This window comes from Nocardia kruczakiae NBRC 101016, assembly GCF_001612965.1.
Classification (GTDB): domain Bacteria; phylum Actinomycetota; class Actinomycetes; order Mycobacteriales; family Mycobacteriaceae; genus Nocardia; species Nocardia kruczakiae.
Genome location: NZ_BDBL01000064.1, coordinates 1 through 25,485, shown reverse-complemented (window position 1 = coordinate 25,485; position 25,485 = coordinate 1). Strand labels below are relative to the sequence as shown.

Below are 25,485 nucleotides of genomic sequence, written 5' to 3'. Positions count from 1 at the left end.
CACAATCGGATTGTTGACAAGCATACGATGGGTTTTTAGCCTGTCAATATGAACGCGGGCCCAGTTGTCACCGTCCTGCACGACGGCGTCGAGCCCGACGCGGCATATCTGCGTCCGGTGTCGCAGCAGGCCAGCGTTCGCTTCGCCGACGGTGCGGAACTCGCGGACGCGTTGCCCGGCGCCGAGGCGTTGTTCGTCTACGACTTCCAGAGCACCGCCCTGCCCGGCGCCTGGCATCGCGCCGACCGGTTGCGCTGGGTTCATGTGGGAGCCACCGGCGTCGATGCCGTGATGTTCGACGAGCTGATCGACAGTGATGTGCTGGTGACCAACACCCGCGGCCTGTTCGATCAGCCCATCGCGGAATACGTACTGGCACAGATCCTCGCCTTCGCCAAGGATCTGCCCGAATCGCTGCGTCTGCAGCAGCGCCATCAATGGCGCCATCGCGAATCCGAGCGCGTCGCCGGTGCCGCGGCGCTGGTGGTCGGCACCGGCTCCATCGGGCGCGCCATCGCCCGCCTGCTGCGGGCCGCGGGGATGCGGGTTCGCGGGCTCGGCCGCGCCGCCCGCACCGACGATCCCGACTTCGGTACCGTCGCAACGGATCTGCACGCCGAACTACCCGGCGCCGACTACGTGATCTGCGTGGCGCCGCTGACGCCGCAGACCCGGCATCTGTTCGACGCGCACGCGTTCGGGGCGATGAAACCGCATGCGCGTTTCATCAATGTGGGCCGGGGGGAATCGGTCGTCACCGACGATCTGGTCGCCGCGCTGCGCGGTGGGGCGCTCGCCGGTGCGGCGCTGGACGTGGTCGATCCGGAACCGCTGCCGGCCGGTCATCCGCTGTGGGATCTGCCGAATGTGGTTGTCACCCCGCACAACAGCGGCGACTTCATCGGCTGGCGGTCGGAGATCGTCGCCGCGTTCACCGACAACTTCCAGCGCTGGATCACCGGTCAGCCCCTACAGAATGTGGTCGACAAGAAGCTGGGTTACGTACCCAGCTGAAGGGAGTCACGATGGCCCACCCCGGAACCGGGACCGACCCCGCGGCGATGACCGCGGCCGAGTTGGCCTCCGCCTATTCGGCCGGGGCGTTGTCTCCCGTCGAGGCCACGCAGGCGGCGCTGGACGCGATCGCCGCGCGCGACGACGCCCTCAACGCCTACTGCCTGGTCGATTCCGAGCGAGCGTTGATCCAGGCCAAGGAATCCGAGGCCCGCTGGCACCACGGACATGCGCAGGGCCTGCTCGACGGCGTGCCGATTTCGATCAAGGACGTCTTCCTCACCCAGGGATGGCCCACCCTGCGCGGTTCGACCTCCATCCGGCCGGACGCGCCGTGGCCGGTCGACAGCCCCGCGACCGCGCGGCTGCGCGAGGACGGGCTGGTCTTCCTCGGCAAGACCACCACGCCGGAACTCGCCTGGAAGGCGACGACCGACAGCGCGCTCACCGGCATCACCCGCAATCCGGTGGATCCCGCGATGACGTCCGGCGGTTCCTCCGGCGGTTCGGCGGTGGCGGTCGCGGCCGGGATGGGGCCGGTATCGATCGGCACCGACGGCGGCGGCAGTGTGCGGATTCCCGCGTCGTTCTGCGGTGTCGTGGGTTTCAAGCCCACCCACGGGCGCATCCCGCTGTATCCGGCCAGTCCGTTCGGACCGCTGGCACATGCCGGGCCCATCGCCCGAACGGTGGAGGATGTGGCGCTGTTGATGGACATCCTGTCGCTGCCCGATCCGCGGGATCCGACCGCGGGCGCACCGCCGCTGACGACCTTCCGGGGTGAGCTCCAGCGCGAGGTGCGCGGCGCGACGGTCGGCTATTCGGCGAATCTCGGCTTCGCCCAGGTGGATCCGGAGGTCGCGGCGGTCGTCGCGGCGGCCGTGCGGAAGCTGGACGAGGCCGGCTTGCGGGTGGTGGAGGCGGATCCGGGCTTCGCCGATCCCCGGGAGGCGTTCGAACGGATGTGGGCGGCCGGCGCGGCGACCCTGCTGTCGACCTTCCCGCCGGGCTCGCGCGATCGCGTCGATCCCGGACTGGGGGCCATGTGGGATCGCGGTCTGGCGCTCGGCGCGGTCGACTATCTGAACGCCCGCGCGGTGGCCGCCGAGATCGGAATCGCCATGGGCGCCTTCCACACCGTCTACGACGTGCTGATCACACCGACGATGCCGATCACCGCCTTCGAGGCCGGATACGATGTGCCGCCGGGCAGTTCGATGGACAGCTGGCCGCAGTGGACGCCGTTCACCTACCCGTTCAACCTCACCCAGCAACCCGCGATCAGCATTCCGGCGGGCACGACCGCGGCGGGGATGCCGGTGGGATTGCAGATCGTCGGCCCGCGCCACTCCGACGATTTCGTTCTGGCCCTGGCCCGCTTCGCCGAACTGGTCCTTAGCTGAACCTGAGGCGAGCGGGCTATCCAGGTGGACGGCGACACCACCACAGCGCCTGGACCGGCCGGGGTGGAGAGCCCCGGACGAGGTGAGCGGACGAGTTCTCGCCGCCGATGCTCCTAGTCGGTGGTAGACCGAGACACCGCGCGGAAACCCGTGTCACCGATCACGATCACGCCGGGACCGTCCAACCGCCCTGCCTCGTAAACGGCCTCGTCGAGATGGGTAGACATCAGGAGCATCCATGCCTCCCACGGAGTTCGGGCCCCCAACGGTCCACCCGATTCCGCCGACAACCGGGTGTAGTAATCGCGCAACTCCCCGTCGGTCACCCTGAATACCAAGGCAGGGTCGACCGGCGCCTCACGGACCGCCGTAATGCGCAATCGCCCCGCCTCATCCCGGTCGACCCGATACCCGGCTTCCGCACCGGCACGAATCACCGACTCCACGAGTTCGTCGGCACTCGGCTCAGACTTGTCCACGGCATGCTCCTCCAGGAAAGGCGGTGACCACTTGCCCGTTCTCGGCCACGATCACGGTGGGCTGGACCGTCTTCACGATCGCTCCGGTGACATGGTTGACCAAATAGATCTGGCCGGTGTAACAGTACTTGCCGGAGCCTTGTGGGCCATGCCAGTCGGGGGCGTCGTGTGCCTTCGCGATAGCCATATCGGCTATGTCACGCCAGTTGCGGCCCTCGATGTCCGCAAGCCCCTCCCACTCGGCCTGATGCCTATCCTGGATATGGCGGTAACCGTAATTCTTGTTCCCGCACAACAGTTTCCAATCGCCATACGTAGTGACCACCTTCGACTCGTCCGTCCTGATCCCACAGGCGCCCCAGGGCGACGAGGCGTGGGCCACCGGGTTGGGTGCGGACAGCACCATCGGGGCGGCCAGTGCGGCCGCGGCCATGACGAATGCACGAATCTTCACTTTGCGTCCCCTCCATCGAGCACCGAGTCGGTGCCGATCCTTATAGTCACTGCCCCCTGCGGTGACTATAGGGATCAGAGTAGGACTGTCGACGAGATTCGCCAATCGATTTTCCGGCCGGCAGCGAAATCGTTTGCCGGCGCGGCGATTCGGGTCAGACTACTTGTCCTACGTCGAGAGACCGTGTGAAGGACAGGGTTTCGCCCTCGACGCCGCGTAGCCACAGCGCGTTGCATGCCGCGGCCAGTTCGGGCAGGCCCTCTTCGATGGTCGCGAAGACGTTGCCGGGCACCCAGCCCATATCGCCGTTGATCAGCAGGTTGTTGCGGTCGTAGAACAGGGCCAGGTCGGTGGCGCCCTGTTCGGCGTGCGCGGCCGAACCGGGTTCGTAGCCGTAGGCCGGATTGCCGATCTCCCACGGTTCGAAATCGAACAGGCAGACGTCGCCGGGAATCGGTGTGACCGTGGGGTTTTCGCGGTGCGGGGCCGCCGTGATGCGCGGCACCAGGGTGTACACCTCGTTGCGCGCGTATTTGGCGTGGAACGCGTCGCCCTCCTGGGGCAGGGCGTCCCAGACCGCCGCGCAGGTGCGGGGCGCCTGGTCGTCCAGTAGTCGCGCCCGGCAGCGCACGCCGGCCTTGGTGAGGGTGATGGTGAGGTATCGGGCCATCGGGATCTCCTGTTCCGATCGGATGCCGGTGTGGCGCTACAGCTCGTCGAGGACTCCGTTCCAGAGCGCCAGTGCCTCGTCGACCTGTTCGGCTGTCACGATCAGCGGCGGGATCATCCGCACGACATTGCTGTAGGCGCCGCAGGTCAGCAGGAGCAGGCCACGCTGCGCCGCCAGCTGCTGCGCGGCCGCAGCCGTCGCGGTGTCGGGGTCGCCTGTGGCCGTGGTGAATTCGCTTCCGACGAGCAGTCCCAGGCCGCGCACATCGCCGATCGCCTTGGTGGCCGCGGCCCGCGCTCCGGCCAGCAGTTGCGTGCCGCGGGCGGCGGCGTTGTCCACCAGCCCTTCCGATTCGATGACGTCGATCGTGGCGACCGCGGCCGCGCACGCCACGGCATTGCCGCCGTAGGTGCCGCCCTGGGACCCGGGCCAAGCCTTGGCCATCAGTTCCTGCGGCGCGGCGATTCCGGACAACGGGAATCCGCTCGCCAATCCCTTGGCGATGGTGATGACATCGGCCCGCACGTCGAAATGCTGATGTCCGAAGAACTTTCCGGTGCGCCCGAAGCCGGTCTGGATCTCGTCGAAGATCAGCAGGATGCCGTGCCGGTCGGCGCGTTCGCGCAGGCCCTGGAAGAACCGGGTGTTGCCCGGGATGTAGCCGCCCTCACCGAGCACCGGCTCGACGACGAACGCCGCCGTTTCGTCGGGCGCGGTGAGCGTGGCCAGGATGTAGTCGAGCTCGCGCAGCGCGAAGTCGGTGGCCTCCTCCTCCGACCAGCCGTAACGGTAGGCGGTGGGGAACGGCGCCACGTGGACGCCGCCCATGAGCGGGCTGAAGCCGGCCGAGAACCGGGTTCCGGAGGTGGTCATGGTCGCGGCGGCGACCGTGCGGCCGTGGAAGCCGCCGTGGAAGACCACCACGTTAGGCCGGCCCGTGGCCTGCCGTGCCAGCCGCAGCGCCGCCTCCACCGCTTCGCTTCCGGAATTGGCGAAGAACACCGAATTCAGATGCGCGGGAAGCACATCGGCGAGTCGTTCGGTCAGCCGGAGCAGCGGCCGGTGCATGACCGTCGTGTACTGGCCGTGGATGAGGCTGCCGATCTGCTCGCGCGCGGCCTCCACCACCCGCGGATGACAGTGCCCGGTGCTGGTGACGCCGATCCCGGCGGTGAAGTCGAGGTACCGGCGCCCGTCGGTGCCGTACAGGTAGCAGCCCTCGCCGTGATCGACGGTGACCGGCGTGGCCTGCCGGAGAACGGGGGAAAGTGCAGTCATGGTGATCCGCCTCCCGGCGACGGGGAAATCCGGCGTGCGACGGCCGGATTCTTATTGTCGGATTGTTGACAATGTGTATAACATGGCCGCGTTGGTGACGGCAATGACAGCGCTGATCCGAGATGCTGTTCCGAGCTGAGGGGCGAGCGATGACGCACACCGTGACGGAATCGGACGAGGCGACGATCGCCGCGATCGACAGCGTGCCGACCGGCCTGTTCATCGGCGGCCGATGGCGCGAGACCGCCGCGCGGCTGCCGGTCGAGGATCCGGCCACCGGGCAGACGCTGACGGCTGTCGCCGATGCCGCGCCCGAGGACGGCGTCGCCGCGCTGGCCGCCGCCGCGGCGGCGCAGGCCGCCTGGGCGGATGTGCCCGCACGAACCCGGTCCGAGATTCTGATGCGCGCCCACGGGGCGCTGCTCGACGACACCGAGCGGCTCCCCGCATCGCCACCGCCGAGATGGGCAAGCCACTGGCCGAGGCGCGCGGCGAGGTCGCGTACGCGGCCGAGTTCTTCCGCTGGTTCGCCGAGGAGGCGGTGCGGCTGGACGGCGGATACATGCCGGCGCCCGCCGGTGGATCCCGCTTCGTGGTGGCACGCCGGCCGGTCGGGCCGAGCATCCTGATCACCCCGTGGAATTTCCCGATGGCGATGGCGACCCGCAAGATCGGCCCGGCGCTGGCCGCGGGCTGCACATGTGTGGTCAAACCCGCCGAGCAGACTCCGCTGTGCACCCTGGCGATCGCCGAAATGCTCTCCGCCGCAGGTGTTCCCGACGGGGTGGTCAATGTGGTGACCACCTCCGATCCGGCGGCGGTGACCGGCGCGATGATCGCCGACCCGCGCTCGCGCAAGCTGTCGTTCACCGGATCGACCGCGGTCGGCAAGATCCTGCTGGAACAGTGCGCGAAATCGGTCATGCGCACCTCGATGGAACTGGGCGGCAACGCACCCCTGATCGTGTTCGACGACGCCGATCTCGGCACCGCGGTCGAAGGGGCGCTCGCGGCGAAGATGCGCAACATCGGTCAGGCCTGCACCGCGGCGAACCGGATCTATCTGCAGCGCGGCATCGCCGAGAAATTCACCCGCCGCTTTACCGAGCGGATGGCGGCGCTGCCGATGGGACGCGGCGCCGACCCGGGCGTGGTGGTCGGACCGCTGATCGATGCCGCCGCGGTGGCGAAGGTGTCGGACCTGGTCGCGGATGCGCGTCGGCGTGGCGCCACCGTCCTGCTCGGTGGAACCGCCGCCGAAGGGCGCGGATATTTCTATCCGCCCACGGTGCTGACCGACGTCCCGGACGACGCCGCGATGTTCGGCACCGAAATCTTCGGCCCCGTAGCGGGTCTGACGGTCTTCGACACCGAGGACGAGGTGATCGAACGCGCCGACGACACCCCGTACGGACTGGTGGCCTACGTGTTCACGGAGAATCTGCGGCGCGGATTGCGGGTCAGCGAGGCGCTCGACACCGGAATGGTCGGACTCAATCAGGGCGTGGTGTCGAATCCCGCGGCGCCGTTCGGCGGGGTGAAGGAATCGGGTCTCGGACGCGAGGGCGGCTTCGGCGGCATCGACGAATTCCTGGAGACCAAATACATCGGTGTGGCACTGTGATGCCGATGTATCGCATTGCCACCATTCCCGGCGACGGTATCGGCGTGGACGTCACGGCCGAGGCGGTCAAGGTTCTCGACGCGGTGCTGCCCGGTATCGCCTGGACCGAATTCGACTGGTCCTGTGAGCAATATCTGCGCACCGGCGCCATGATGCCCGACGACGGTCCGCGGCAGCTCGCCGATTTCGACGCGATTCTGCTCGGCGCCGTGGGATTTCCCGGTGTCGCCGACCATATTTCGCTGTGGGGCCTGCTGATCCCGCTGCGCCGCGCCTTCGGGCAGTACGTGAATCTGCGCCCGGTCCGGCTGCTGCCCGGCACCGAATCCGCGTTGCGCGGGCGCGGCGCGGACGATCTCGACATTCTCATCGTGCGGGAGAATTCCGAGGGCGAATATTCCGCGATCGGCGGAATGCACAACCCCGGGCGGCCCGACGAATTCGTGGTTCAGGAATCGATATTCACCCGTACCGGATGTGAACGCATCATCCGGTATGCCTTCGAACAGGCACGCCGCCGCGACCGCAGACTGTGCTCGGCCACCAAATCCAACGGCCTCATTCATTCGATGCCGTACTGGGACAGCGTGTTCGAGCGGATCGCCGCCGAGTATCCGGATGTCGAGACGCGGCAGATGCATGTCGACGCGCTGGCCGCCGAGATCGTGTTGCATCCGGATCGGCTCGACGTGATCGTCGGTTCGAATCTGTTCGGCGACATCCTCTCCGACCTCGCCGCCGCCGTGACCGGAGGGCTCGGGCTCGCCCCGTCGGGGAATATCAATCCCGAGCGCGACGCGCCCTCGATGTTCGAGGCGGTGCACGGCAGCGCGCCCGATATCGCGGGGATGGGTATCGCCGATCCGGTGGCGCAGATTCTCGCGGGCGCAATGATGCTCGACCACCTGGGCGAATCCGCGGCGGCCGCGGCCGTCGACCGCGCGGTCTGCGATGTGCTGGCTGCGGGGGAGGTGCTCACCCCGGATCTGGGTGGTACCGCGACCACGGCCGAACTCGGCACCGCGATCGCCGAGCGCGCCGCGGCCCTCGTCACGCACTAGGGGCGGTCAGGATGTCAGCCAGATCGCTTCTGCCGCAGGGCTGCCCAGGTCGATGGTCTGCTCGCCGATCCGCACGGCGATGGTGCCGGCGAAATCGCGCCGCTCCACCACGGTGATCACGGTGTCGAGTGCGATGCCGACGGAATCGAAATACCGCAGCATGGCGGGATCGAAATCGGAGATGCGCGCCACCCGGCCGGACTGTCCGGCCTGGAAGTCGCTGAGCTGATGGGCGGGCGGCGTGGGAACCGCGCCGTCGACGGAGGGAATCGGATCGCCGTGCGGATCGCGGTCGGGATGGCCGAGTTTGGCGTCGATGCGTTCGACCAGCGTCTCCGACACCGCGTGCTCGAGTACTTCGGCCTCGTCGTGCACCTCGTCCCAGCCGTAGCCGAGCTCGCTGACCAGGAACGTTTCGATCAGCCGGTGGCGGCGCACCATGGCGACGGCGGCGCGGCGGCCGTTGTCGGTCAGGGTGATGGCGCCGTAGCGGGCGTGTTCGACCAGGCCCTGGTCGGCGAGTTTGCGCACCGCCTCCGACACCGTCGACGCCGACACCCCGATCCGCTCGGCCAGCAGTTTGGTCGACACCTTCTCCTGCGACCACTCCTGCGCACTCCAGATCACCTTCAGATAATCCTGAGCGACCGACGACAGCGAGGGAGCCACATTCGCCGCGCGCCCGGCCACACCCCCATCGGGTTGTGACGCAGCGGAATCTGCCAGCTCACGCCGGGTGGCGACATCACGTTTTCCGGGCACGTATCGAGCTTAGCGGGGGGAGCGACGCGGCCGGAGGAGGCAGCCTGCGTAACCACGCAGGCCGCCGCGGACCCCGCCGATCGGGCACAGCGGGGGAGCGACGCGGCCGGAGGAGGCAGCCTGCGTAACCACGCAGGCCGCCGCGCACCCCGCCGATCAGCTACAGCGGGAGCGACGCGGCCGGAGGAGGCAGCCTGCGTAACCACGCAGGCCGCCGCGGGTGGGTGACGGTCGGGTGAACAACCGCCCCGCCGAATCCCGGTTCGTGACCGTGCTTGCGTAGGCTTCGGTGTGTGCAGAGATGGCGAAGTCTCGAGGAAATGCCACCGGACTGGGGCCGGTGTGTGCTCACCATCGGCGTGTTCGACGGTGTGCATCGCGGTCACGCCCAATTGATCAGCCGCGCGGTGAAATCCGCTGCGGTGCGCGGTGTTCCCTCGGTTCTCATGACCTTCGACCCGCATCCCATGGAAGTGGTGCGTCCCGGATCGCATCCGGCGCAGCTCACCACGTTGACCCGGCGCGCGGAACTGGTCGAGGAACTCGGTATCGATGTGTTCCTGGTGATGCCGTTCACCCAGGACTTCATGAAGCTCACCCCGGGCCGCTACGTGCACGACCTGCTGGTCGAGAAGTTGCATGTCGCCGAGGTCGTGGTGGGCGACAACTTCACCTTCGGCAAGAAGGCGGCCGGGACCGTGGAGACCATGCGCGAGCTGGGCGGCCGGTTCGGTTTCGAGGTCGACGGCGTGAAGTTGGTCGGCGAACACGCGGTCACCTTCTCCTCCACCTACATCCGCGCCTGCGTCGACGCCGGTGACATGGCCGCGGCGGCCGACGCGCTCGGCCGCCCGCACCGGGTCGAGGGTGTCGTGGTCCACGGCGACGGTCGCGGTCGCGAACTCGGCTTCCCGACCGCCAACGTGGCTCCGCCGATGCATGCGGCGATCCCGGCCGATGGTGTGTACGCGGGGTGGTTCACCGTGCTGGCCGCCGGTGAGACGGTCGGCGTCACGCGTCCGGGCAAGCGGGCCATGGCCGCGATCTCGGTGGGCACCAATCCGACCTTCTCCGGCCGCACCCGCACGGTCGAGGCCTTCGTCCTGGACACCGAGGCGGATCTGTACGGCCAGCATGTGGCGGTGGATTTCGTCCGGCATCTGCGCGGGATGCGTCGCTTCGACTCGATCGACGATCTGGTCCGGGCCATGGGCGAGGACGTCGAGCAGACGCGGCAGGTGCTCGCCGCCGCCGAGGCGAGCGAAGCCCAGCGCTGAGCGACTCCGCTGCAAGGGGCGGGTCGGCCGGGCCGGCCCGATTCGGTCCGGCTGCGCCGATCCGGTAGGCTGGCTCGTCGGGTCTGCTGCGGTCCGCGGTGGCGCCCGCTCGGGATTTCCCGGTTTCCTCGAGCGCGGACTGAGAATCAAGGAGTGTTTCGTGGCTCTGACCACCGAGCAGAAGTCGGCCATCCTCAAGGAGTACGGCCTGCACGAGAAGGACACCGGTTCGCCGGAGGCCCAGATCGCGCTGCTGTCCAAGCGGATCTCCGACCTCACCGAGCACCTGAAGGTGCACAAGCACGATCACCACACCCGCCACGGCCTGCTGGGTCTGATCGGTCGCCGCCGGCGGCTGTCGAAGTACCTGCAGGACAAGGACATCGAGCGCTACCGTTCGCTGATCGAGCGGCTCGGACTGCGGCGTTGATCTGTTCGCGCCCGCACGGACGCGAGACAGACGCGCTGACAATCACAGGTAGTTAACGCGCAGCCGATGGGGAGGCATAGAATCTCCCCGTCGGCTAGTCGTATATCGGCACCGCACCAGCCGTATGCACCCGCACGCGTGGCGTCGGTCTTCGGTAGTGGCCTTTCGGCGAGAGTTGCCGGCGGGCTTCGATCGATGACCGCCTCCGCGTCGCCGGTTCCATGGGGGATCGGCCGGGTGTCGCGCCGCAGCCAGGAGGGCTGTCGCGCGCCCGAACCCGGGTACGGCTGCCCCTGTGCAGGGAAGCCGCTGCCTCCGGGCAGGGAAACAGCGCAGGGACACCCAGCCGGAGCGCGCCGCGAGGGCGTTCGATCCGGCGAGACGAGAGGTTGAGACAGAAATATGACCGAATCCCAGACGAGCTCCGCCATCGAGGTCGAACCCGGTGTGTTCGAATCGGTGGCCCTGATCGACAACGGGAGCTACGGCACCCGCACCGTCCGGTTCGAGACCGGACGCCTGGCCAAGCAGGCCGCCGGCTCCGTCGTCGCCTACCTGGACGACGAGACCATGCTGCTGTCGGCCACCACGGCCGGTAAGCACCCCAAGGACCAGTTCGACTTCTTCCCGCTGACGGTCGACGTCGAGGAGCGCATGTACGCCGCGGGCCGCATCCCCGGCTCGTTCTTCCGTCGCGAGGGCCGCCCCTCCACCGACGCGATCCTGACCTGCCGCCTGATCGACCGTCCGCTGCGCCCGTCGTTCGTCGACGGCCTGCGCAACGAGATCCAGGTCGTGGTCACGGTGATGAGCCTGGACCCCAACGATCTCTACGACGTGGTCGCCATCAACGCGGCCTCGGCCTCGACTCAGATTGCGGGACTGCCGTTCTCGGGTCCGGTCGGCGGTGTGCGGGTGGCCCTGATCCAGGGCCAGTGGGTCGCGTTCCCGACCGTCGAGCAGCTGGAGGAGGCCGTGTTCGACATGGTCGTCGCCGGCCGCGTCGTCGACTCCGGTGACGTCGCGATCATGATGGTCGAGGCCGAGGCGACCGAGAAGGTCATCGCGCTGGTCGAGGACGGTGCTCAGGCGCCGACGGAAACCGTTGTGGCCGAAGGCCTCGAGGCGGCCAAGCCGTTCATCGCGCGACTGTGCAAGGCACAGGCCGATCTGGCGGCGCTGGCCTCCAAGCCCACCGAGGACTTCCCGCTCTTCCCGCCGTACGAGGCCGACGTCTACACCGCGGTCGAGGGCACCGCGAAGAACCCGCTGAGCGAGGCGCTGTCGATCGCCGGCAAGCAGGAGCGCGAGGAGCGCATCGACGAGATCAAGCTCGAGGTGCTCTCGGCCCTGACCGAGGACTTCGAGGGCCGCGAGAAGGAGATCGGCGCGGCGTTCCGCTCGGTCACCAAGAAGCTTGTGCGCCAGCGCATCCTGTCCGACGGCTTCCGCATCGACGGGCGTGGCCTGGCCGATATCCGGGCGCTGTCCGCCGAGGTCGCCGTGGTGCCGCGGGCGCACGGTTCGGCGCTGTTCGAGCGCGGTGAGACCCAGATCCTGGGCGTCACCACCCTCGACATGGTGAAGATGGCCCAGCAGGTCGATTCGCTCGGCCCGGAGACCAGCAAGCGCTACATGCACCACTACAACTTCCCGCCGTTCTCCACCGGTGAGACCGGCCGTGTCGGCTCGCCCAAGCGGCGCGAGATCGGCCACGGCGCGCTCGCCGAGCGGGCGCTGGTGCCGGTGCTGCCGAGCCAGGAGGAGTTCCCCTACGCCATCCGTCAGGTGTCGGAAGCGCTGAGCTCCAACGGATCCACCTCGATGGGTTCGGTGTGTGCCTCCACGCTGTCGCTGCTGAACGCGGGTGTGCCGCTGAAGTCGCCGGTCGCCGGTATCGCCATGGGTCTGGTGTCCGACGAGGTCGCCGGCGACAACGGTGAGTCGGAGACCCGCTACGTCGCGCTGACCGACATCCTCGGGGCCGAGGACGCCTTCGGCGATATGGACTTCAAGGTCGCCGGTACCCGCGACTTCGTCACCGCGCTGCAGCTCGACACCAAGCTCGACGGCATTCCGTCGAAGGTGCTGGCGGGTGCGCTGAACCAGGCTCGCGACGCGCGCCTGACCATCCTGGACGTGATGGCCGAGGCCATCGCCACCCCGGACGAGATGAGCCCCTACGCGCCGCGCGTCACCGCCATCAAGATCCCGGTCGACAAGATCGGCGAGGTGATCGGGCCCAAGGGCAAGGTCATCAACCAGATCACCGAGGACACCGGCGCCAACATCTCCATCGAGGACGACGGCACCGTGTTCGTCGGCGCGACCGACGGCCCGTCGGCGCAGGCCGCGATCGACGCGATCAACGCCATCGCCAACCCGCAGCTGCCGAAGGTCGGCGAGCGCTTCCTGGGCACGGTCGTCAAGACCACCGCCTTCGGCGCGTTCGTCTCGCTGCTGCCGGGCCGCGACGGTCTGGTGCACATCTCGAAGCTTGGCAACGGCAAGCGGGTCGGCAAGGTCGAGGACGTGGTGAACGTCGGCGACAAGATCCGGGTCGAGATCGCCGATATCGACAACCGCGGCAAGATCTCGCTGGTCCCGGTCGCCGAAGAAGACACCGCAGAGGCATCCGCCCCCGCCGCCGACGAGGCTCCGGCTGCAGCCGAGGCCGCGGCCGAGTAAATAGTTGGATGTGACGAAGAAGAAGTCCTCGGCGCGCGCCGCGAAACCCTCGGTTTCGACGCGCGCGCCGGGCACCACAGCTCGCGCGCCGAAGACGAAGCAAGCCTCGCGCGCGAGGACTCCGGCGAAGACCCCCAGCGCCGAGGCCCCCTTGCTCGCCCTCGAGCAGGGGGGCTCTTCGCTGGTGCTCGCCGAGGACGGTTCGTTCTCCGACACGGGGGTGCGGCGTACGGTCCTGCCCGGCGGATTGCGGGTGGTCACCGAACATGTGCCCGGCGTGCGATCGGCATCGATCGGCGTGTGGGTGGGTGTGGGTTCACGCGACGAGGGCCCCACCGTGGCCGGCGCCGCGCATTTCCTGGAACACCTGCTGTTCAAGGCGACCCCGACCCGGACGGCGCTGGACATCGCCGAGGCCGTCGACGCGGTCGGCGGAGAACTCAACGCGTTCACCGCCAAGGAGCAGACCTGCTATTACGCGCACGTCCTGGACGACGATCTGCCGCTCGCGGTCGACGTCGTCTCCGACGTGGTGCTGAACGGGCTGTGCCGTCCGATCGACGTCGACGTGGAACGTCAGGTGGTGCTCGAGGAGATCTCGATGCGCGACGACGATCCGGAGGACCTGGTCGGCGACTCGTTCCTGACCGCGCTGTTCGGCGATCATCCGATCGGGCGGCCGGTGATCGGCACCGTCGACTCGATCGAGCAGATGACGGCCGCGCAGCTGCGCGGGTTCCATCTGCGCCGCTACCGTCCGGACCGGATGGTGGTGGCGGTGGCCGGCAATATCGAGCACGAACACACCGTGGAGCTGGTGCACCGCGCGTTCGCCGACCGGCTCGATCCGTTGCGGGAACCGGCGCCGCGCCGGGAGGGCCACTTCCGCAAGCGCACGTCACCGCAGCTGCAGTGGACCTACCGCGACAGCGAACAGGCGCATCTGGTGTTCGGGGTGCGCGCGTTCGGCCGGCACGAAGGGCATAAGCGCTGGCCGCTGTCGGTGCTGAACACGGTGCTCGGCGGCGGGCTCAGTTCCCGTCTCTTCCAGAGGATTCGGGAGGAACGCGGCCTGGCGTATTCGGTGTACTCCAGTGTCGACACCTTCGCCGACACCGGCGCGTTCTCGGTCTATCTGGGATGTCAGCCGGAGAACCTGGCCGAGGTGACGACGCTGGCGCGTGAGGTGCTGGAAGACGTCGCCGCCAACGGGATCACCGATGCCGAATGTGCACGGGCCAAGGGATCGTTGCGTGGCGGGCTGGTGCTGGGCCTCGAGGATTCCGGCTCCCGGATGAACCGCATCGGCCGCAGCGAACTCAGCTACGGCAATCACCGCAGCGTCTCGGAGACGCTGGCGCGCATCGATGCCGTCACCACCGCGGAGGTCTCCGCGATCGCCCGCACCCTGCTGGCGCGGCCGTACGCGGCCTCGGTGGCGGGACCGTATCGGCGCGCGCGCGACCTGCCCGGTGCGGTGAAGCGATTGGTGGACTGAGTCAGTCGCGCGGTGCGGCGCCGGAGTCGCCCGCGCGATTGGCGGCGCCCACCACCGCCGCGAGCAGTCCGGGCAGGGCGTGCTCGACCTCCTCCGAGCGCAGCCGGGCATAGGTCTGGCCGTCGGCGACGATGCGTTCGGTGACCCCGGCCTCGCGCAGGATCTTCAGGTGGTGGGTCGCGGTCGATTTGTTGATGGTGTCGTAGAGCATGCCGCAGCGCACCGGGCCGCCGGCATTGCTGAGCCTGCGCACCATCTCGAGTCGTACCGGGTCGTGCAGGGCACCGAGCACCTCCTGCACGGTGGCGACCGGATGCGATTCCACGGTCTTGTTGCTATCGCTCATGATCTTTCTCACGGGAAATTCGGTTTGATGGGAATCAAACCATCGCTACGGTGGTTGAGTTCGATCGCAATCAAACTTACCTGATGGAGAGAATCGATGGCCGCAACTGTCACGGTTGCACCGGCTCAGCGGACCACACAGTCCTGGGCCTATGCACTGATTCTGGTCGCCAGTGGAGTAGCGCTCGGTGTGTCCGGTGTTCCCGCCCCGCTCTACGGCCTGTACCAGAAGGAATGGCATTTCTCGCCGCTGACCACCACCATCGTCTTCGCCGTCTACGCCGTCGCCGCCCTGGCCGCGGTGCTGGTGTCGGGCAAGATCTCCGATGTCGTCGGCCGCAAGCCGGTGTTGCTGGGCGCCCTCGCCACGATGGTGCTCGGGCTGATCGTCTTCCTGTTCGCCGACAATGTCGCGATGCTGCTGGTGGCCCGGGCGCTGCACGGTGTGGCCGTCGGCGCGACCGTGGTCGCCGGGGCGGCGGCACTGCTGGATCTGCGTCCGCAGCACGGTGCGCGATCGGGACAACTGACCGGTGTGGCGTTCAATGTCGGTATGGCCGTGGCCATTCTGGGTTCGGCACTGCTGGCGCAGTACGTCCCGCATCCGCTGCGCACGCCCTATGTGGTGATCACGGTGTTCTGCCTGCTGATCGGCGTCGGCGTGGTGGTGATGACCGAAACCCACACCGCGCGGATGTCGGGTCCGATCCGGATCGCGAAACCGGCGGTACCGCAGGAGATCCGGGCCGACTTCTGGTTCTCGGCGCTCGGCGTGATGGCGGCCTGGTCGGTGCTCGGTGTGCTGCTGTCGCTGTATCCCTCGCTGGCCGCGGAGAAGACCGGCGTGCACAATCTGGTCTTCGGCGGTGCCGTGGTCGCTTCCACCGCGACGGCCGGGGCCCTGGCTCAGCTGTTCGCGACCGCGATTCCGGCGCGTCGCGCGGCCATCGGCGGTGACACCGGGATGGCGATCGCCCTGCTGCTGACCATTCCGGCGCTCGCGACCCACAACTGGGTGGTGGTCCTGCTGGCCGGGGTCCTGCTCGGCGCCACCTTCGGCCTGGGCTTCGGCGGTTCGCTGCGGCATCTGTCGAATGTGGTGCCGCAGCACAAGCGCGGCGAGACCATGTCCGCCTATTACCTGCTGGCCTATACCGCGATGGCGCTGCCGACCGTCCTGGCCGGCTGGGCCGCCACCCAGTGGGGGATGGGAAAGATCTTCCCGTGGTTCGTGGTGGTGGTCGCCCTGGCGTGCCTGACCGCGGCCGCGATCGGTGTGCGCGGGAGTCGCGCGGCGGCCTGATCGCCGCGAAACAGAGTGCCCGACAGGAGGATGCGGTGCGCACCGGGAAGGTGTGCACCGCATCGTCGCGCTGCGGCGGGCCGAATTCCGTGGAGGCTGTGGCGGATTCGAATTCTCGTTACTATGCGCCCATGGCTCGGCGGGGGACTTTTCTGCAGCGGCAGGCTCAGCGGATACAGCGCTCGGCACTGCTGGTATCGGTCGTCACGGTGGTGCTCGGCGGCTTGGCGATCGCGGGTATCGCCTGGTGGGCGCTGTGGCTCGTGCTCGGTGCGAAGGCCGATACGCCGAATCAGCTGGATCTGACGAAGATCGCGTTGTCGGTCTCGGCCGGCGTCGGCGGTGCGGTGGCCCTGGTCGTGGCCTATCGCAAGCAGCGCGACAACGAACGCGGCCGCTTCGCGCAACTGTTCGGCGCCGCGGCGGCGCAACTGGGTAATGCCGATGTCGCGGTGCGGATCGCCGGCGTCTACGCGATGGCCGGCGTGGCGGACGAGTTCGCGCCGCGCGGCATGCGGCAGCAGTGCATCGATGTGCTGTGCGGCTATCTGCGACTGCCCTACGACCCCGAGGAGGGCGCCACCCACCTGAGCTCCCGCAAGATCACCGAGGAGGCGGGGAGCTCCCAGGTGGAGCGGGCGTACCAACTGCGTCAGAACGATCGTGAAGTGCGTCGCACCATCGTCTCGGTGATCGCCTCGCGGCTGCGCCCTACGGCCGAAACTTCCTGGTCCACATATAATTTCAACTTCGACGACGCGGTGCTCGAGGATGTGGACTTCCGTGGGGCGGTCTTCGCCGGCCGGCATACGCATTGGCGCGGCGCACGTTTCACCGGTAGCCGCTCGGCCAACTTCAGCGACGTCATGTTCGTCGGCCAGCATGTGACCTTCCATGCCGCGCGATTCGACAACGACGTGCTGTTCCACAACACGCACTTCGCCACGACCGCTTATACCGACCACGCCTCCAGGGCCGGAACGAGTTTCGTGGATGCCGTCTTCCATCGGAATGCAGATTTCACCGGCGCCGAATTCCTCGGGCCGGGAACACGATTCCTGCGTGCCCGCTTCGCCGGGGAATCGGCGTCGTTCAGTGGCACGAGCTTCGGGGCGGGCACGACGGATTTCCGGGAGACCCGCTTCGAGGGCGGCCGGACGCATTTCGACAACGTCCGCTTCGCCGGCGCGGACACCCGTTTCGACGACGCCGTGATCCGCGGTTCGCACATCACGTTCGCCGACACCCGTTTCGATGCCTCCCGCACGGTGTTCGACAACGCCCGCATCGGCGCCGATGGTGATTCGCCACGGGCGGACTTCCGTGGCGTCACCTGTCGCGGCAGCGTGTCGACCGAGGGGGCTGTGATCCCCGGCTGCCCGTTCGGCCCCGCGGCGCCGGAGGAGACCCCGGCACTGGAGGGTGTGCCAGATCCTGACGGTGCCGGCCCTGTCGTGGCCGGACAACCGGACGCATGAATAACCGGGCCGGGAGGCGCTGACGGCGATCGGGCGTACCGGGCCGGCGACGGCTCCGGACTATCGCGGTTTGCAGACCGGTACTCGGCTCGGCGCCCGCCCGGTACGGTCGGTGCCATGAAGATTCGTGGTGCTGTGCTCGAGCGGATCGGCGACCCGATTCCCTATGCCGATTCGACCCCGATCGTGATCGAGGATCTGGAGCTGGCGGAGCCGGGGCCGGGGGAGTTGCTGGTCCGGATCGAGGCGGCCGGGCTGTGCCATTCGGATCTGTCGGTGGTGGACGGAAACCGGGTGCGGCCGGTGCCGATGCTGCTGGGGCACGAAGCGGCCGGGCGGGTCGAGCAGCTGGGCCCGGGTGACAGTGATCTGCGGGTCGGTCAGCGCGTCGTGATGACCTTCCTGCCGCGTTGCGGGCAGTGCGAGGGCTGCGCCACCGACGGCCGCACTCCGTGCGTGCCGGGCAGTGTCGCCAACAACGAGGGCGAGCTGCTGGGCGGCGGGCAGCGGCTGCACGGCGCGAACGGTCCCGTGCACCACCATCTCGGCGTCTCCGGATTCGCCACCCACGCCGTGGTCGATCGGCGCTCGGTGGTGCCGGTCGACGACGACGTGCCGCCGGAGGTCGCCGCCGTACTCGGCTGCGCGGTCCTCACCGGCGGCGGAGCGCTGCTGAATTCGGCCCGGCCCGGCGCGGGTGATCGCATCATGGTCGTCGGGCTCGGCGGCGTCGGGATGGCCGCGGTGCTGGTGGCCGCCTCGCTGCGGGAAAGTTTCGGCGCGGAGGTCATCGCCGTCGACACCGTGCCCGAAAAGCTCACGCTGGCACGCGAACTCGGCGCCACCCAGGTCTACACTCCGGCCGAGGTGGCCGAGCGGGGAATCGCCGCGGAGGTCGTCGTGGAGGCCGCGGGAAATGTGCGGGCCTTCGAGACCGCGGTGGCCGCCACCGCCCCGGGCGGTACCACCGTCACCGTCGGACTGCCGAATCCCGAAGCGCGCGCGAGTATTTCGCCGCTCGGGCTGGTCGCGCAGGGGCGGTCGATCGTGGGCAGTTACCTCGGTTCGGCGGTTCCGGCGCGCGACATCCCGGAATATGTGCGGATGTGGCGGGAGGGGCGGCTGCCGGTCGAACGGCTGGTGTCCTCACGCATCCGGCTCGACGAGATCAATCACGCGATGGACGAGCTGGCTGCCGGCCACGCCCTGCGCCAGGTGATCATGTTCGACTGACCGGGGGTGACCCACGCGACTTCCGGGTGACCGGTGTGGCGGCGGCCGGTGCCCCTGCCGATAGGCTCTGAGCGCAACGGGCATCGAACGGTATGTGAGGAGTTCACGGTGGCGACGAACCGGATCCGGGTGGGCGTACTCGGCGCGCAGGGCAAGGTCGGGCAGGCGATCTGCGCGGCGGTCGAGGCCGCCGACGACCTGGAGCTGGTCGCCGGTGTCGACAAGGACGACGCGCTGGAGGTGTTCACCGAGGCCGGCGCTCAGGTCGTGGTCGACTTCACCCATCCCGATGTGGTGATGCCGAATCTGAAATGGTTGGTGGAACACGGTATTCACGCCGTGGTCGGCACCACCGGATTCGACGAATCCCGGCTCGGGCAGGTGCGCTCCTGGCTGGCGGACAATCCCGAGGTGGGCGTGCTGATCGCCCCCAACTTCGCGATCGGCGCGGTGCTGTCGATGCGGTTCGCCGAACAGGCCGCGCGCTGGTTCGATTCGGTCGAGGTCATCGAACTGCATCATCCGAACAAGGCCGACGCGCCCTCCGGCACCGCCTACCGGACCGCCGGCATCATCGCCGAGGCCCGCAAACAGGCCGGTGTGGGCCCGAGCCCCGATGCCACCACCACCGAACTCGACGGCGCGCGCGGGGCGAGTGTCGACGGGGTGCGGGTGCATTCGGTGCGGCTGGCCGGGCTGGTCGCGCACCAGGAGGTGCTGTTCGGCACCCAGGGCGAGACGCTGACGATCCGCCACGATTCGATCGACCGCACCTCCTTCGCCCCGGGCGTGCTGCTGGGTGTGCGGCAGATCGGCGCCCGCCCGGGACTCACCGTCGGGCTCGATCCGCTGCTGGACCTGTGAACGAGCGCGACAGCGGGCGGCAGGTGCTGCGCATCGTCGCCTTCATCGCCTTCCTGGTCATCGCGCTGGCCTTCTATTTCCTGCTGCTGGGCCGCATCGCGATCGAACTGCTGACCTCGGGCAAGGCCGCCGCCGTCGCGATGGGCGTGGGCGTGCTGATCCTGCCGATCCTCGGGGTGTGGGTGGTGGCCACCAGCATTCGCGCCGCGCTCGCCCACCAGCATCTGGCCCGGCGCATCCACGACGAGGGCCTCGAACTCGACGTCTCCGAGCTGCCCCGCCGCCCCTCCGGCCGGCTGGAGAAGGCCGCCGCCGACGAGCTGTTCGAACAGGTCAAGAAGGAGTGGGAAGCCGACCCCGACAACTGGCGCACCAACTATCGCGCCGCCCGCGCCTACGACTACGCCGGCGACCGCTCCCGCGCTCGCGACACCATGCGCCGCGCCGTGGAACTCGAGCGCGTCGAACGCCGGACCGGGTCCTGACACCCCGTCGGCCCCACTAGGCTCGCCTGGGTGCCGACGTTGCTGATCATCCACCACACGCCTTCGCCGTTCCTGCAGGACATGTTCGAAGCGGTGGTCGCGGGCGCGACCGATCCCGAGATCGAGGGCGTCGAGGTGGTGCGGCGGGCGGCGCTGGCGGTGACCGCGAGCGATGTGCTCGCCGCCGACGGCTACATCCTGGGCACGCCGGCCAATCTGGGCTATATGTCGGGCGCGCTCAAACACGCCTTCGACACCTTCTACTACCCGTGCCTGGACAGCACCCGCGGGCGGCCGTTCGGGGTGTACATCCACGGCAATCAGGGCACCGAAGGGGCCGAGCGCAGCATCACCACCGTGACGACCGGGATGGGATGGCAGCAGGCCGCCGCGCCGGTGATCGTCACCGGTCAGCCCGGCAAGGACGACCGAGAGAAATGCTGGGAACTGGGGGCGACGATCGCGGCGCAGTTGACCGCGTGAGCCGATGACCCGATTTCTGGTGTCTCACACGGATATCACCGGCACCGTCATACTCGACGGCAGGACGTCGCGCTCCCGGGTGGGGCGCGGTGTGGTGTTCGGGTTTCGGGAAGGGTGAGGACCATATGACGCCATCGCGGCGGATCGGTCTGGTCGAGGACCACGAGTCGGTCGCGCTCGGCCTGGCCAGCATGCTGGCCGGCGAAAGCGATCTGGAACTGGTCATCACCGCCGGAACGGTATCCGAATTGCTCTCGGCGGCACCGGAATTGGATCTGGTGATTCTCGATCTGCGACTCGCCGACGGCTCCACCCCGCAGTCCAACGTGCAGGCCCTGCGCGACCGCGGTGTCGAGGTGCTGGTGTTCACCGGAGCCGACAATCCGTTCCTGGTGCGCTCGGCCGCGCGGGCCGGGGTGCTGGGTGTGGTGCGCAAATCCGAGGATGTGCAGACGGTGATCGCCGCGGTGCGCGCCGCCGCGAGCGGCGAACAGGTGGTTACCACCGATTGGGCCGCCGCCATCGACGGGGATCCGCAGTTGCCCGATGTCGGCCTGAGCCCGCGTCAGCAGGAGGTGCTGACCCTCTACGCGTCCGGCGAGAAGGCCTCTCGGGTGGCGCGGTTGACCGGGCTCTCGGAACAGACCGTCAACGACTATCTGGGCCGGATCCGTCAGAAGTACGCCGACGCCGGTCGCCCGGCCCCCACCAAGACCGACCTCTACAAGCGTGCGGTGGAGGACGGGTGGCTGCCGGTGCCCGAGCGCAACAACCAGGCATGATCGCGGTCGACGCACCCGGAGTCTTCGCCCGCACCGCGGCCGCGGCCCGCATCCGGGTTCCCAGCCGCGCCCAGGTGCGCACCGATACCCCCGCGGTGGAGCGCGTCATGCGCCGGCTGGGTCTTTCGGTCGGCGCGGGCGGGGTGATCATGGGCCTCGCCGACGTTCCGGAGATCACCGAACAGGCCCAGTTCACGCCCGCTTGGTGGACGCCGGCCGCCGGCGCGCTCGCGTTCGGACTGTTCCCGGTACTGGCCCTGCTGTCGATCCGGTCGAGCCCGCGCACCATCCGGCTGGTGGCGGGCTGCGCCGCGGTGGCCTTCCTGTCCGCGGTGGCGACCATGCTGATCGGACTCGACACCCACAGCATCGGCGCGAATTCGGTATGGCTGTACCGGATGCTGCCGCTCGGGGTGCTCGCGGCCACGTTGGCGTGGCCGACGCTCGTCGCCGTCGCCTATCTGCTGATCGGGTCGGCGGCCGTCGCGTCGACGAATATCTATCTGGCGGAACAGTTCACGGCGGCGTCGGTGCTCAGCGCGTTCGCCCGCGCGGTCGGGTTGTCGGCGCTGTTCCTGTGGTGCGTGGTCTCGGCGCTGTCGGCCGCGGCCCGGGTGGACCGCGAATCGGTGGCGGCGAGCAGACAGGCCGCCGAAGCCGCCGCGGCCGCGGCGCGCGACAACGAGAGTGCCCGTTTCGCCGCCCTCATCCACGACGCCGTCCTGTCCACGCTGCTGGATGCCTCGCGCGGCAGCGAACCCTCGGATGTGCTGCGACGGCAGGCCGAACGCACCCTGGACCAACTCGACGAGATCCGGGTCGAATCGCGCGAACCCGATGTGCTCGACGCCCGTGCCGCCGTGACCTTCCTGCGCGCCTCGGTGCACGAGGTGAACGGCGGCATTCGCTTCACCACCAGGACCTGGCCGGGCTTCGACGACCTGCGCATGCCGGCCGCCGCCGCACGCACCCTCGCCGCCGCCCTGGCCGAGGCGGTCCGCAACAGCCTGCGCCACGCCCCCGTGCCCGGTCGGACGGTGACACGCACGGTGACCTGCACGATCAGCGCGGGCAGCATTCGGGTCGTCTTCGCCGACGACGGTGCGGGATTCGATGTGAACGCGGTCTCCGCGGACCGGCTCGGCATCTCGGTGAGCATTCTGGGCCGCATGCGCCAGCTGGCCGGCGGAGCCGGATTCGTGGAATCGCAACCGGGGGAGGGCACCGCGGTGACCTTGGTCTGGGGTGGTGACGGTGCGCACTGAAACCGGCCGGGAACACGCGTTCGGGTTGCGCGAGCTGCTGGGGCTGCGCGGCGGTACCGCCTGGCTGTTCCTGGTCCTGCTCGAAGTGACCATCACCCTCTACATGGTCCGCAACCTCGACACCACGAATGCGCTGCCCGCGGTGACCGCGCTGATCGTCATGGTCGTCGCGGGTGCACTGGTGCTGGTGGCCCCCGGCGATCCGCTGCCCTGGACGGTGACGATCTTCGTCGCCGCCGCCGGGCCCGTCGCTACCGCGCTGACCTCGGCCGATCCCGGCACACCGGAAACCCGGCACATGGTGTGGACCACCTTCGCGACCTCGTATGTGCTGGCCGTGCTGGTGCTGCGGGGGCGGATGGGCACGGCGTGGCTGGGCGTGGCCGGAGTCGCGGTCGTCATCGGCGTCGACGGCGCGCGGGCCTGGCTGAGCGCGAGCGCGATCGTCGCCGCGATCGTGCCGATCGGCACCGTCATCGCCATCTCGGTGTTCGCGCAGATCATGCGGCCCACCCAGCGGTCGCTGCGGATGTTGCGCGAGGAGGCGAGCGCCCAAGCCGCCGCGGAGGCGACTATGGCGGCCGCCGACGGCGAACGCACCCGGCAGCTGGAACGCCTGGACCGGGTGGCCCGACCGATCCTGGAACGCATCGCCGACGGCGCCGTCCTCACCGTCGGCGAACGCGAACAGTGCCGGCTGCTGGAGGCGGAACTGCGCGACGGACTGCGCGCCCCGCACCTGGTGACCGAGGAACTCAGCGGGGCCGCGCGGGGTGCGCGTGCGCGCGGGGTGGAGGTCGTACTCCTCGACGACGGCGGGTTCACCGATGCGCCGAAATGGTTGCGCGAGCGCGTCATCGACGTCGCCACCAGGGAATTGGACGCGGCGAACGCCGGCTCGGTGACCGTGCGCATCCTGCCGCCGGGGCGGCGGGTGCTGTCGACGGTCCTCGCTCAGGCGCCCGATCGGGACCGCCGCATCGAGATCGGTCCCACCGGCACCGTGACGGTGATGGACTGACTCAGCTGTCGCAGCGTCCGGGGCCGCCCTTGCGCATCTGGTCGCGCAGGGCGCCCTGTACCGCACCCGCGAGCCAGGAGTTCAGCGACTGACCGCTCTGGGTGGCGGCCTCCTCCGCGCGGGCCTTCAAATTCTCGACCATGCGCAGGGTCACACGGCTGATGTCGCCGGTCATCTCCTCGAAGGTCGGATGCGACTCCTCGGACGCGGTGCGGCGCACCTCCACCTGTGCGTCGGTCCCCGACAGGGAGACGTGCACGGTGCGATCGTCGAGGGTCGCGTTGACCTCGTCCGCCAGGTCCGAGAGCGCGGCCAGCAGTGTCAGCCGCAGCGAATTCTCGGTGGCGGCGGCCAATGCGGCGGCGGTGGCCTGGGTCTTCTCGTCGCCCAGGGCGGCCGCGGCGATCAGATCGTCGCGCAGCCGGGCGGTGTACTTGTTGAGATCCATGACATCAGTATGACGTCATTAATGACATCGCGCCAGTGTCAGAATGCAGTCACTGTTGCTGTCATTGCTGGAATGTGACCGGAATGTCCGCCGATATCACGGACGACGGTTCGGTGTCGTATCCGCGACCGGGTAGCCTTTCTGACCATGACGAACGGTGAATCGACGCGAAGAGAGCTGCGCGCGTCCGGCACGGTCGGTGTCGCGATGGTGACCCCCTTTACCGCCGAGGGCAAGCTCGATGTCGATGCCGGCGTCGCCCTGGCCGCGCGCCTGGTCGACCGTGGTGTCGACCTGCTCGCCATCTCCGGTACCACCGGAGAATCGCCGACCACCACCGAATCGGAGAAGTTCGACCTGCTGCACGCCGTCGTCGACGCCGTGGGCGACCGCGCCACCGTCATCGCGGGCGCCGGCACCTACGACACCGCGCACAGCATCGAGCTCGCGCGCAACGCCGAGCGCGCGGGTGCGCACGGTTTGCTGGTGGTGACGCCGTACTACTCGCGCCCCTCGCAGGAAGGTCTGCTGGCGCATTTCACGGCCGTCGCCGACGCCACCGATCTGCCGGTGACGCTGTACGACATTCCGCCGCGCTCGATCGTGCCGATCGCGCCGGATACGCTGCGGCGCCTGGCCGAACATCCGAACATCGTCGCGGTGAAGGACGCCAAGGGCGACCTGGGTGCGGGAGCGGAACTGATCGCCGACACCGGACTGGCCTACTACTCCGGTGACGACGTGCTCAATCTGCCGTGGTTGTCGGTCGGCGCGGTCGGATTCATCAGTGTGATCGGACATCTGGTGCCGGAACGGCTGGTGCAGTTGCGCGATGCGTACGCGGCCGGTGAGGTGGCGCTGGCCCGCGACATCAATGCCGGCCTGTTGCCCGTCAACCGCGCGATGGCCCGTGTCGGTGGCGTGGCCCTGATCAAGTCGTCGCTGCGACTGCTCGGAATGGAAGTCGGCGAGCCGCGGCTGCCGCAGCTGATGCCCGTAGGTGTGAATTTGGAATCGATCGTCGCCGAACTGCGGCTGGCGGGAGTGCTCGCATGAGTGAACCGGTGAACCGTCGTCCGCGCCGGACCGCGAGCCGAGCGGCGGGTGCGCCGGCTCCGGCGCCGCCGCCCGCGCCGCGGG

General features: G+C 68.8%; 24 protein-coding genes and 1 pseudogene. 18 read left to right on the top strand and 7 right to left on the bottom strand.

Translation table 11 applies throughout. The annotated features are described in order from the left end of the window. The first annotated feature begins 48 nt into the window (after window positions 1-48). Both NK1_RS31160 and NK1_RS31155 read left to right on the top strand, forming a co-directional pair. Complete coding sequence (locus NK1_RS31160; RefSeq protein ID WP_063014538.1) at window positions 49-1,014, top strand: D-2-hydroxyacid dehydrogenase; 966 nt, start codon at window positions 49-51, stop codon at window positions 1,012-1,014. An 11-nt stretch (window positions 1,015-1,025) separates the two neighbouring features. Next, window positions 1,026-2,417, top strand: a complete 1,392-nt coding sequence (locus NK1_RS31155; RefSeq protein WP_245660958.1) for an amidase — start codon at window positions 1,026-1,028, stop codon at window positions 2,415-2,417. 113 nt (window positions 2,418-2,530) lie between these two features. Here the strand turns inward: NK1_RS31155 and NK1_RS31150 are convergent, their stop codons facing one another. The 4 genes from NK1_RS31150 to NK1_RS31135 all read right to left on the bottom strand — a co-directional run bounded on the left by NK1_RS31150 (window position 2,531) and on the right by NK1_RS31135 (window position 5,298). Continuing rightward, a complete protein-coding gene (locus tag NK1_RS31150; protein ID WP_063014536.1) occupies window positions 2,531-2,896 on the bottom strand; it encodes a hypothetical protein in 366 nt (121 codons plus the stop codon). Beyond that, window positions 2,883-3,350, bottom strand: coding sequence for a hypothetical protein (locus NK1_RS31145; RefSeq protein ID WP_063014534.1), 468 nt, complete (start codon window positions 3,348-3,350; stop codon window positions 2,883-2,885). The genes NK1_RS31150 and NK1_RS31145 overlap by 14 nt, the downstream gene beginning before the upstream one ends. 154 nt (window positions 3,351-3,504) lie before the next feature. Beyond that, window positions 3,505-4,020 carry a DUF3830 family protein gene (locus tag NK1_RS31140; protein WP_063014532.1) on the bottom strand — a complete coding sequence of 172 codons (516 nt, stop codon included), beginning with the start codon at window positions 4,018-4,020 and terminating at the stop codon, window positions 3,505-3,507. Window positions 4,021-4,056: 36 nt separating this feature from the next. Further along, window positions 4,057-5,298, bottom strand: coding sequence for an aspartate aminotransferase family protein (locus NK1_RS31135; protein ID WP_063014530.1), 1,242 nt, complete (start codon window positions 5,296-5,298; stop codon window positions 4,057-4,059). A gap of 149 nt (window positions 5,299-5,447) precedes the next feature. Here NK1_RS31135 and NK1_RS31130 point away from each other — a divergent pair. Both NK1_RS31130 and NK1_RS31125 read left to right on the top strand, forming a co-directional pair. Further along, window positions 5,448-6,922: pseudogene (locus NK1_RS31130) on the top strand (NAD-dependent succinate-semialdehyde dehydrogenase). Then, window positions 6,922-7,983 (top strand): tartrate dehydrogenase, encoded by a 1,062-nt coding sequence (locus NK1_RS31125; RefSeq protein ID WP_063014528.1) that lies wholly within the window; start codon window positions 6,922-6,924, stop codon window positions 7,981-7,983. The pseudogene NK1_RS31130 and the gene NK1_RS31125 overlap by 1 nt, the downstream one beginning before the upstream one ends. 6 nt (window positions 7,984-7,989) lie before the next feature. On the opposite strand, the gene NK1_RS31120 is transcribed toward NK1_RS31125, so the two are convergent. Then, on the bottom strand, window positions 7,990-8,652 hold the full coding sequence (locus NK1_RS31120; RefSeq protein ID WP_051042822.1) for a metal-dependent transcriptional regulator: 663 nt from the start codon (window positions 8,650-8,652) through the stop codon (window positions 7,990-7,992). 386 nt (window positions 8,653-9,038) lie between these two features. On the opposite strand from NK1_RS31120, the gene NK1_RS31115 reads away from it, so the two are divergent. From NK1_RS31115 to NK1_RS31100, 4 genes are all read left to right on the top strand, one after another. Continuing rightward, entirely contained in the window at window positions 9,039-10,022 is a 984-nt protein-coding gene (locus tag NK1_RS31115) for a bifunctional riboflavin kinase/FAD synthetase (RefSeq protein ID WP_063014526.1), read from the top strand. A 160-nt stretch (window positions 10,023-10,182) separates the two neighbouring features. Beyond that, entirely contained in the window at window positions 10,183-10,452 is a 270-nt protein-coding gene (rpsO, locus tag NK1_RS31110; protein WP_036503331.1) for a 30S ribosomal protein S15, read from the top strand. A 402-nt stretch (window positions 10,453-10,854) separates the two neighbouring features. Further along, on the top strand, window positions 10,855-13,140 hold the full coding sequence (locus NK1_RS31105) for a polyribonucleotide nucleotidyltransferase (RefSeq protein WP_063014524.1): 2,286 nt from the start codon (window positions 10,855-10,857) through the stop codon (window positions 13,138-13,140). A gap of 181 nt (window positions 13,141-13,321) precedes the next feature. Beyond that, the gene (locus NK1_RS31100; protein ID WP_063014565.1) at window positions 13,322-14,638 is read left to right on the top strand and encodes a M16 family metallopeptidase; all 1,317 of its coding nucleotides are present in this window, start codon (window positions 13,322-13,324) and stop codon (window positions 14,636-14,638) included. Between the two features lies 1 nt (window position 14,639). On the opposite strand, the gene NK1_RS31095 is transcribed toward NK1_RS31100, so the two are convergent. Further along, the gene (locus NK1_RS31095) at window positions 14,640-14,984 is read right to left on the bottom strand and encodes an ArsR/SmtB family transcription factor (RefSeq protein ID WP_030513184.1); all 345 of its coding nucleotides are present in this window, start codon (window positions 14,982-14,984) and stop codon (window positions 14,640-14,642) included. A gap of 96 nt (window positions 14,985-15,080) precedes the next feature. On the opposite strand from NK1_RS31095, the gene NK1_RS31090 reads away from it, so the two are divergent. The 9 genes from NK1_RS31090 (at window position 15,081) to NK1_RS31050 (ending at window position 23,897) form a co-directional block, all read left to right on the top strand. Continuing rightward, window positions 15,081-16,286 carry an MFS transporter gene (locus NK1_RS31090; RefSeq protein ID WP_063014522.1) on the top strand — a complete coding sequence of 402 codons (1,206 nt, stop codon included), beginning with the start codon at window positions 15,081-15,083 and terminating at the stop codon, window positions 16,284-16,286. 131 nt (window positions 16,287-16,417) lie between these two features. Then, window positions 16,418-17,764, top strand: a complete 1,347-nt coding sequence (locus NK1_RS31085; RefSeq protein WP_157104535.1) for a pentapeptide repeat-containing protein — start codon at window positions 16,418-16,420, stop codon at window positions 17,762-17,764. 117 nt (window positions 17,765-17,881) lie between these two features. Next, a complete protein-coding gene (locus tag NK1_RS31080; protein ID WP_063014518.1) occupies window positions 17,882-18,997 on the top strand; it encodes an alcohol dehydrogenase catalytic domain-containing protein in 1,116 nt (371 codons plus the stop codon). Window positions 18,998-19,105: 108 nt separating this feature from the next. Further along, a complete protein-coding gene (gene dapB / locus NK1_RS31075; RefSeq protein ID WP_167354332.1) occupies window positions 19,106-19,861 on the top strand; it encodes a 4-hydroxy-tetrahydrodipicolinate reductase in 756 nt (251 codons plus the stop codon). Next, window positions 19,858-20,346, top strand: coding sequence for a hypothetical protein (locus tag NK1_RS31070; protein WP_063014517.1), 489 nt, complete (start codon window positions 19,858-19,860; stop codon window positions 20,344-20,346). Before dapB ends, NK1_RS31070 begins: the two co-directional genes overlap by 4 nt. Before the next feature lie 30 nt (window positions 20,347-20,376). After that, entirely contained in the window at window positions 20,377-20,829 is a 453-nt protein-coding gene (locus NK1_RS31065; protein WP_174552772.1) for a flavodoxin family protein, read from the top strand. Window positions 20,830-20,954: 125 nt separating this feature from the next. After that, window positions 20,955-21,611, top strand: a complete 657-nt coding sequence (locus NK1_RS31060; RefSeq protein WP_063014515.1) for a response regulator transcription factor — start codon at window positions 20,955-20,957, stop codon at window positions 21,609-21,611. Next, entirely contained in the window at window positions 21,575-22,876 is a 1,302-nt protein-coding gene (locus tag NK1_RS31055; RefSeq protein ID WP_167354331.1) for an ATP-binding protein, read from the top strand. The genes NK1_RS31060 and NK1_RS31055 overlap by 37 nt, the downstream gene beginning before the upstream one ends. Beyond that, the gene (locus tag NK1_RS31050) at window positions 22,866-23,897 is read left to right on the top strand and encodes a DUF8320 family protein (RefSeq protein WP_157104534.1); all 1,032 of its coding nucleotides are present in this window, start codon (window positions 22,866-22,868) and stop codon (window positions 23,895-23,897) included. The genes NK1_RS31055 and NK1_RS31050 overlap by 11 nt, the downstream gene beginning before the upstream one ends. Before the next feature lies 1 nt (window position 23,898). Here the strand turns inward: NK1_RS31050 and NK1_RS31045 are convergent, their stop codons facing one another. Continuing rightward, complete coding sequence (locus tag NK1_RS31045; protein WP_039779530.1) at window positions 23,899-24,345, bottom strand: hypothetical protein; 447 nt, start codon at window positions 24,343-24,345, stop codon at window positions 23,899-23,901. 147 nt (window positions 24,346-24,492) lie between these two features. Here NK1_RS31045 and dapA point away from each other — a divergent pair, with 147 nt between their 5' ends. Continuing rightward, window positions 24,493-25,401 (top strand): 4-hydroxy-tetrahydrodipicolinate synthase, encoded by a 909-nt coding sequence (gene dapA, locus NK1_RS31040; protein WP_063014512.1) that lies wholly within the window; start codon window positions 24,493-24,495, stop codon window positions 25,399-25,401. Window positions 25,402-25,485 lie beyond the last annotated feature (84 nt).